This is a genomic window from Candidatus Neomarinimicrobiota bacterium (assembly GCA_030743815.1).
Taxonomy (GTDB): Bacteria; Fidelibacterota; Marinisomatia; order Marinisomatales; family S15-B10; genus UBA2146.
The window spans coordinates 1-8218 of record JASLRT010000106.1; the positions used below are offsets into that span (position 1 = coordinate 1).

Annotated in this window: 8 protein-coding genes; all 8 read left to right on the plus strand. The window is 52.8% G+C overall.

Features of this window, described 5'->3' with window-relative positions; genetic code table 11:
- Positions 1–394, plus strand: a 394-nt coding sequence (locus tag QF669_08955) for a T9SS type A sorting domain-containing protein (protein MDP6457557.1), incomplete at its 5' end; no start/stop codon positions are given.
- Positions 395–439: 45 nt separating this feature from the next.
- Positions 440–976 (plus strand): hemerythrin domain-containing protein, encoded by a 537-nt coding sequence (locus QF669_08960; GenBank protein ID MDP6457558.1) that lies wholly within the window; start codon positions 440–442, stop codon positions 974–976.
- A 176-nt stretch (positions 977–1152) separates the two neighbouring features.
- Positions 1153–2727, plus strand: coding sequence for an FGGY-family carbohydrate kinase (locus tag QF669_08965; GenBank protein ID MDP6457559.1), 1575 nt, complete (start codon positions 1153–1155; stop codon positions 2725–2727).
- Positions 2727–4235 carry an aminotransferase class V-fold PLP-dependent enzyme gene (locus tag QF669_08970; protein ID MDP6457560.1) on the plus strand — a complete coding sequence of 503 codons (1509 nt, stop codon included), beginning with the start codon at positions 2727–2729 and terminating at the stop codon, positions 4233–4235. Before QF669_08965 ends, QF669_08970 begins: the two co-directional genes overlap by 1 nt.
- A gap of 153 nt (positions 4236–4388) precedes the next feature.
- Positions 4389–5309 (plus strand): MoxR family ATPase, encoded by a 921-nt coding sequence (locus QF669_08975; GenBank protein MDP6457561.1) that lies wholly within the window; start codon positions 4389–4391, stop codon positions 5307–5309.
- A gap of 176 nt (positions 5310–5485) precedes the next feature.
- Complete coding sequence (locus QF669_08980; protein MDP6457562.1) at positions 5486–6724, plus strand: VWA domain-containing protein; 1239 nt, start codon at positions 5486–5488, stop codon at positions 6722–6724.
- A complete protein-coding gene (locus tag QF669_08985) occupies positions 6721–7320 on the plus strand; it encodes a nucleotidyltransferase family protein (GenBank protein MDP6457563.1) in 600 nt (199 codons plus the stop codon). The genes QF669_08980 and QF669_08985 overlap by 4 nt, the downstream gene beginning before the upstream one ends.
- Before the next feature lie 5 nt (positions 7321–7325).
- Positions 7326–8147 carry an XdhC family protein gene (locus QF669_08990; GenBank protein ID MDP6457564.1) on the plus strand — a complete coding sequence of 274 codons (822 nt, stop codon included), beginning with the start codon at positions 7326–7328 and terminating at the stop codon, positions 8145–8147.
- Positions 8148–8218 lie beyond the last annotated feature (71 nt).

Genomic DNA, 8218 nt, shown 5'->3' on the forward strand with positions numbered 1-8218 from the left:
TACGTGGACAATAGTTGCTTCAGATGGCGGAATGGACACATATGCATCTAACGGTCCGTTCCAGCTTACCATAGACGCCAGTGCTTATGCTGTTGATGATGAGGCGGTGCTGCCTGAATCATTTGCCCTCCACCCTAACTACCCCAACCCTTTCAACCCCACCACCACAATCAGCTATGATTTACCAGAACAAGCTCAGGTAACCCTTGGCATCTACGATTTACTGGGTAAACAGATAAAGACCCTTGTCAACCAGTCACAGGATGCTGGCAATAAGATAGCTGTGTGGGACGGGACTGATGGTTTGGGTAGACAAGTCAGTGCTGGAGTTTATCTCTACCAGATACAGGCTGGTGAGTTCAGTCAGACACGGAAGATGGTGCTGTTGAAGTGACAGGGGTACGGTCGGGATGAAAGAAGCACCCACAATGATAAAGTCATGACTGTAAAGGACCTCGCCGAGGGACACGTGGTGCGCACCTTTATTGCAGAGCATAAAGTGATCCTGGAATATCTCGAAGAAATCGACTCTATTGTAGGCGAATTGGCTACTCTCACCTCCCCGGATGACCGACCGCATATCATTGATGAACTCCATGAAGTAATTTACGACCTTGACTCAACCACATCACATCAGCTACGGGAAGAAGTTCTTTTTACGGCCCTTGAAAAACACGGCTTCACAGATTGGCCCCACATCCTCCGGTTGGAGCATGAAACGTTTCGATATATAAAGGGAAAACTCGTGAAAACGCTGACTCAATTCACGGGTGAGGATTTTAAAGGCTACCAGGCACGCATAGATTATTATGTGAAAAGTATCAGCCGTGTGCTTCGTGAGCACGGTAAAATTGAAAATGAGCAGATTTTTCCTAAAGCTTTGCAGATCATTTCCGACCCTGAAGAATGGGACGACTTGAAAAAGCAATGTGACCGTATCGGCTACTGCAGTTTCACCCCTCCTGAAGTGCGGTAGCAGCATTGCCCCTAAGATCTCAGGCTTCAAGAATCGTGATATAATTTTTTGAGAAAAAAGTGGTATGAGGGGTATTCTTGTCTTTAACCACCTCGCGTTGTAAACTTTCATGACTGTTCCCTTTTTGTGTTTCTACCGCTGATTTTGTTGAGGAACTTCAGGCAGAGGATAAATCCATGGAGTACATTTTTACCATTGATCTCGGCACCTCCGGACCCAAGGTTGCTTTAGTATCGACGGAAGGTGAAGTGGTCTGCTGTGTGAAAGAGCCGACCCGTGTGAATCTGCTTCCCAACGGTGGTGCGGAACAGTCGCCGGATGACTGGTGGCGCGCCATCACGGCCGCCGCCGATAAGGTGTGGCAGGAGTCACCGGTCTCACCGTCAGATGTGTCAGCCGTCGCATGTTCAGCTCAGTGGTCGGGCACGGTCGCTGTAGATCAGAAAGGCAACCCGCTTCACGATGCCATCATCTGGATGGATTCCCGAGGCGCTCCATATATTCAGCAGATCACTGATGGATTGATCAAAGTTGAAGGATACGCACTAAGCAAGATCGTTACGTGGATCCGCAAGACCGGCGGCGCGCCGGGAAAGTCCGGCAAAGATCCCATCGCCCATATTCTCTTCCTGAAGAACGAGAAACCGGATGTTTACAGCCAAACCTTCAGATTCCTTGAAGCAAAGGACTATCTCAACCTCAAGCTGACGGGACAGTTCTCCGCCTCTTTCGATTCGATCACGCTCCATTGGGTAACGGACAGCCGTGATATCGACAACATTCACTACGATGATCAACTCATGGAAATGGCGGGTATCGAACCAGCCAAGTTGCCGGAATTGCGCGCTTCTACTGATATCTTGGACGAACTCCTCCCCGGTCCGGCAGAAGAGTTGGGCGTGCCGGCGGGGCTCCCCGTTGTGATGGGAACACCGGACATCCAAGCCGCTGCCATCGGCTCCGGTGCTGTCATGGACTTCGAGCCTCATCTCTACGTAGGTACCTCGTCTTGGATCACGTGCCACGTGCCATACAAGAAGACGGACCTCTTCCACAACATGGCGTCGATCCCGTCGGGCATCCCCGGGAAGTACTTTATCGCCAATGAGCAGGAGACGGCCGGAGCGTGCCTCGATTTCCTCATCAGGAATGTAATGAATCACGCCCTTCCGCAGGATGATTCCATACCAGATTCGCTTTACACAGAGTTGAATAGTGCGGCAACTGCCATTCCAGCCGGCAGTGATGGTCTGCTGTTCCTTCCCTGGCTATACGGAGAAAGGACCCCAGTGGAAGATCACACCATCCGGGGAGGATTCACCAACCTGTCACTCAGCCACGGCAAGGGACATCTGGTCCGCTCGGTTATGGAGGGCGTCGCACTGAATGCCCGCTGGCTGCTGAAATATGTGGAGAAGTTTGCCAGAAAGCGGATGGACAATATTCACTTCATCGGTGGCGGCGCCAATTCCGCCGTGTGGTGTCAAATCATGGCGGATGTTCTGGGACGGACCATTCTACAGGTGAAAGATCCGCTTTATGCAAATGCCCGTGGAACCGCCGCGCTGGCGGCCGTGGCGCTGGGAGAAACAAGTTTTGAACAATTCGGCGCTAACATCCAGATCGCGCAAACATTCCACCCAAACGGTGAGAATGCCACCCTTTACGAAGACCGGTTCGACGTCTTCCTGAAAGTCTACAAGCAGAACAAGAAGATACACGCTCATCTGAACCGGCAGCAGACTGAATAATGGATTTAGACCACCCCTTAATCAAGAGACTCAACAAACTCAACCCCCGTTTGATTGCGTTCATTGAACGGCAGCTGCGACGCTCGTCGAAAGTGCAGTCCGAGATATCCAGGGAGCAGGATAAGATCATGACGGAGCTAGAGGAATCTGTCAAGCCGTATGCTGGAGATTTCGAGCGGCATTTGTCACTTCCTGAAACCGGTATAGGGCGCGAGAATATTTTGGAAGAGATGCGGAAAATCAGTGGTAGAGAACAGGAGCGGTGGCAGGCTGGATATGTTTCCGGAGCAGTGTACCACGGCGACGAGAGCCATATTGACTTCCTTAATCAGGTCTATGCTCTCCACTCCCAGAGTAACCCGCTCCATTCTGACCTCTTCCCCAGCGCCAGCAAATACGAATCTGAAATTGTCTCTATGACAGCCAGAATGCTGGGGTCGGCAGGGACAGATGATGAGGTCTGCGGTGTAGTCTCGTCAGGCGGGACGGAGAGTATCCTTCTTGCCATGAAAACCTACCGCGACTGGGCACGAGAGAAGAGGCGAATTCGCCGGTCGGAGATGGTCATTCCGGTAACGGCCCACGCCGCCTTCGACAAAGCGGGAGAATACTTTGGCATTAAGATCAGGCGGGTACCCATCAATGACAAATTCCAGGCAGATGTGAAAGCCGTGCGCAAGGCAGTCAACGCAAATACTGCGGTGATTGTGGGCTCCGCGCCAAACTTCCCCCACGGTATCATCGATCCCATTCAGGAGCTTTCTGAAATCGCAGTGGAACGGGGAGTCGGATTACACGTGGACGCCTGCCTGGGAGGATTTGTCCTCCCGTGGGCTGAGAAGTTAGGGTATCCGGTACCGTCATTTGACTTCCGGTTACCGGGTGTCACTTCCATCTCCGCCGACACACACAAGTTCGGCTATGCCGCCAAGGGAACTTCAGTAATCCTATACCGGACACCGGAGCTGAGGCACTTTCAGTACTATACCATCGCGGACTGGCCCGGCGGATTCTACTTCTCCCCTACCTTTGCCGGCAGTCGCCCCGGTGCCCTGACTGCTGCATGCTGGGCCGCCATGCTCTCCATGGGGGAACAGGGATATCTCAATGCAACCGAGGCTATCCTGGGAACAGCCGACAGAATCAGAAAGGGGATTGAGGAGATACCGGAACTGACCGTATTTGGAAATCCCCTCTGGGTCATCGCCTTCAGCTCGGAAGAGATTGACATTTACCGGCTCATGGACGTCATGACAGAGAAGAGCTGGAACCTCAGTGGACTTTACAAACCGTCCTGCGTTCACATCTGTACCACGCTGCGGCACACACAGCCCGGCGTAGCGGAAAGGTTCATCGCCGACCTGAAGGAAGCTGTGGCACAGGTAAAGGCAAATCCGAAAGAAAAAGGAGGAATGGCGCCGGTGTACGGCTTGGCCGCTACCCTCCCGTTCAGAGGAGTGGTGAAGGATCTATTAAAGCGATATCTGGACCTGTACTATAAAGCGTAGAGTAAAACGTGCATCAGTTTGACTGATCAATGTCTTCCACGTATCAAACAGCAACTCCTCGTTATGGGTAGACTACCGCTTGTACCAGGGGTACTATTCAACTCCCCTTGAACGCGTTGATTTTGTGACCCCTTTGTGAGTACTTTCAGCACCATGACGAAGAAGAAACTCCAATCTGTAGACGCGGTCCAGGAGTGGTTGAACGATCACGATTATATCGCCGACCGTTCTCTGGCGACATCCATCTACCTGATGCTCAAGATGGAGAAGCCGCTTTTCCTTGAGGGCGAGCCGGGCGTCGGCAAGACGGAAGTGGGTAAAGTCCTCTCCCAGATGCTGGGTACAGAACTGATCCGGCTGCAGTGCTACGAAGGGCTGGACGTCCACAATGCGGTTTATGAATGGAACTATTCGCGGCAGATCCTTCAGATTCGTCTCATGGAGGCGGCTGGTGAGAAGGACAGAGAAACGATTACTCACGAGATTTTCGGCCCGGACTTTCTTATCCAGAGGCCTCTGCTTAAGGCGGTGGATAACCACGCCGCCAGCCCCCCCGTTCTCCTCATTGACGAACTCGACAGGGCTGACGAAGAGTTCGAGGCATTCCTTCTCGAGATTCTCTCTGATTTTCAGGTAACCATTCCAGAGATCGGCACCGTTGTGGCGAAAAAGAAACCGAAAGTGGTCATCACTTCTAATCGTACACGGGAGATTCATGACGCCCTCAAACGGCGGTGTCTCTATCACTGGATCGCTTATCCCTCTTCCGAACGGGAGTTCGAAATCGTACAGCGCAAAATTCCAAAGATCAACGAGTCTCTCGGCAAACAGGTCGTCGCTTTTGTGCAAGCCCTCAGGGAGATGGATATCTACAAACTTCCAGGCATCGCGGAGACTCTCGACTGGTCCAACGCCCTCATCAAGCTCGGTACGAAAGCGCTCACTTCTCAGATTACTGAGGATACACTGGGCACGTTATTGAAATACCAGGATGACATCGAGAAGGTCAACGGGGAGGTGACACACGGCCTTGTCCAGCGGGCAATCGCTGAGGCTGATCTTATTCCGTCGTAATGATCAGGCCGGGGCCTTTGGAGTGAAATGATGAATCCCGAAGTTTCGGGAGAAATCACTTCTAACTTATCCTGCAACGATTCATCCGCACCTCACAGATTCATCGTTGCACTCCCGCCAAATTCTGATGCTGGATTGAAAGTTTCGCGAGCGGTGCATTACTGATAAACATAACCGTGTCTGCCGACGTCCAATCCCGCCTCCACGAGACGATCATGGTCTTTGCCCGCTTTCTGCGTCAGGCAGGGTGCGAGATCGGTACCGGTGAAATCCTGAGTGCGGTGGAAGCTGCTTCCATTGTCGGCGTCCAGCAGCGGGACGATTTCAAGGAAGCGCTTCGATCTACCCTCATTATCAACCACAAACTGATCCCCCTCTTCGATCAACTGTTCGATATCTACTGGCGCAATCCTGACAAACTCGAGAACGTCTCCGATATTCTGAGAAAGTTGTATGAGTCCCGGCTGGCACAGGCTGAATTGGAAAGTATGAAACGAGACGATCGACAGCTCCGTGTCAGTGAGGTGGATTCGTTCAGGTCAAGGGAGGAGAACGGCGAAGAGAGTGCCGCTGACGAGCAGACAACGTATGACCTCTTCATGTACAGCCGGGAAGAGATTCTCAGGGCGAAGCACTTCGAATCCTATTCGAAAGAAGAATTGAATGAGGCAAAAGAGTTGTTAAAGAGATACCGATGGAGCTTCGGTGAAAAGAGGCTGCGCCGATTGACTCCGGGCCACAGAAGATACCGCCTCCATATGCGCGGTACCATCAGAAGAAACATCTTCCCGACACAGGATTTCGCTAGACTGGCCTGGCGTCAGCGCAAGAAGAAACCGCGTCCTCTCGTCGTTCTTCTTGATGTGAGCGGTTCCATGGAGAATTACACCCGCATACTCATTCAATTCGTTTATACTTTAGCGGGCATCAACCGGCGGTTAGAAGCTTTTACCTTCGGAACACGCCTGACGCGCATCACCCACTATTTGAGACAGAAAGATGCCGATACCGCCGCTGAACTGGTGTCGCGAGCCGTGGAGGACTGGTCAGGCGGTACGCGGATAGGCGAGGCCGTTGAGGAGTTTAATCTGCTGTGGGCGCGGCGAGTGTTAGGCGGCGGGGCCGTTGTCCTGATCATCAGCGACGGCTGGGACACGGGCGATCTGGATACGCTGAGAAACGAAATGGACCGCCTCCACCGCAGTGTCCACCGGCTCATCTGGCTCAATCCCAATCTCGGATACGAAGGATACGAACCGCTGACACAAGGAATTCAAACCATCGCCCCCCACGTTGACCAGTTTCTGCCCGTCCACAACCTCCAGAGTCTCATCGATCTGGGGCATGTCCTGGCAGACCTCATACGTCCCCGCTCACTGACACCTTTCCAAGTCGCGTCCCGGGCTGAGGCATGATCCTTTCGGCTACCATTCTCGCAGCCGGTGGTTCGATCCGCATGGAAAGCGATAACAAGCTTCTGCTGCACCTTGGCGACAAGACCATCATTGAGCACGTTTGCGATGCCGTGGCGCATGGCGGCTTCGAACCCATCATCGTGGTGACGGGCTACGACGATGAACATGTCCGTGAGACCCTCAAAGGGAGAAATGTGGAGTTTGTCCACAATGAGGCTTGGAAGGCGGGAATGGCCGGTTCCATCAGCACCGGCGTGGCGGCCCTCCCGAAGAGTGTTGACGGCAACCTTATTGTCCTCGGTGACATGCCGTTCCTCACCCCTTCGACTCTTGATATACTCAGAAAAGAATTCATCAGCAACTTCGGCGAAAGAATCATCTACCCAAGTCATGACGGTCAGCAGGCGAACCCTGTTCTGTTCCCCAAGCGGTACTTTGGCGAAATCATCGCCGCCGAGGGAGAGAAAGGATGCAAGTCGGTCTTGAAGAAACATGTAGAGGACGCTGTGCCTGTCACCATCGAATCGAATGACGTGATACTTGACTGCGACACAAAAGAAGACTACTTTCAGCTGACGAAACTCATGGAGACCTAACCGTTATGTCAAGACATCAGGAGATATTCAATCGGATCACTGAACTTGAGAGGGAAGAAGATCCTTTTGCCGTGGCAACCGTTATCATGTTACAGGGATCTTCCTCAGGGAAAGTTGGCGACAAAGCGATCTACGGCAAGAACGGCAAGCGAGTTCTGGGCTACATCGGTGGAGGCTGCATCGAAAACAGGGTGGCAAAAACAGCTCTGGAGAGCTTCGCCGACGGAAATCCGCGAATCGTCAATATTGATCTGGATAGCGATGAAATGGGGATGGGCATCCCCTGTGGAGGAAATATGGCAGTAATAGTGGAACCTCATTTGAAGGTCCCCTCTCTTCTCATCAGAGGCATGGGACGAGTGGTGGAGGTGTTAGCTGAGCTCGGAACGCTGCTCAACTTCAAGACTTTTGTACAGACCCAGGAAGATGAGACAGGTCAGTACTCGGAAAAGGTCAACGTCATAACGAAGCCTCTCGACTTGGAAGATCTCGATTTCGATGTGAACTACTTCGTCCTGGCGACACACCACCGGGACGACGACAAGCTCGCCCTCGAGGCGCTCAAGCGCAGTATCCCTTACGTGGCGGTCATCGCCAGCGGGAAAAAGACGGGGATCATCACTGACTATCTCAGGGAGAACGGCATCACGGATGAAGACTTAGAGCGGTTCCATGCTCCGGCGGGACTCGACCTCAGCGCCAAGACAGCGGAGGAGATCGCCCTCAGCATCATGTCCGAAATGGTGATGCACCGCAACGGCGGCACCGGCCACCCCATGCGGACAACAGCGGCAACTGACCAGAAGGTAATAAAAGAAGCGCCGTAAAGGTCCTCTCGTCAGGGTCTGGAGAAGAGTTGGATAAAAGTGTAGAGGGCGTTCGACTACCACCCCATAAA

Excerpts from the sequence above, each read along its gene's own strand:
- QF669_08960 (MDP6457558.1), top strand. The coding sequence starts at position 440 with ATGACTGTAAAGGACCTCGCCGAGGGACACGTGGTGCGCACCTTTATT.
- QF669_08965 (MDP6457559.1), top strand. The coding sequence starts at position 1,153 with ATGGAGTACATTTTTACCATTGATCTCGGCACCTCCGGACCCAAGGTT.
- QF669_08970 (MDP6457560.1), top strand. The coding sequence starts at position 2,727 with ATGGATTTAGACCACCCCTTAATCAAGAGACTCAACAAACTCAACCCC.
- QF669_08975 (MDP6457561.1), top strand. The coding sequence starts at position 4,389 with ATGACGAAGAAGAAACTCCAATCTGTAGACGCGGTCCAGGAGTGGTTG.
- QF669_08985 (MDP6457563.1), top strand. The coding sequence starts at position 6,721 with ATGATCCTTTCGGCTACCATTCTCGCAGCCGGTGGTTCGATCCGCATG.
- QF669_08990 (MDP6457564.1), top strand. The coding sequence starts at position 7,326 with ATGTCAAGACATCAGGAGATATTCAATCGGATCACTGAACTTGAGAGG.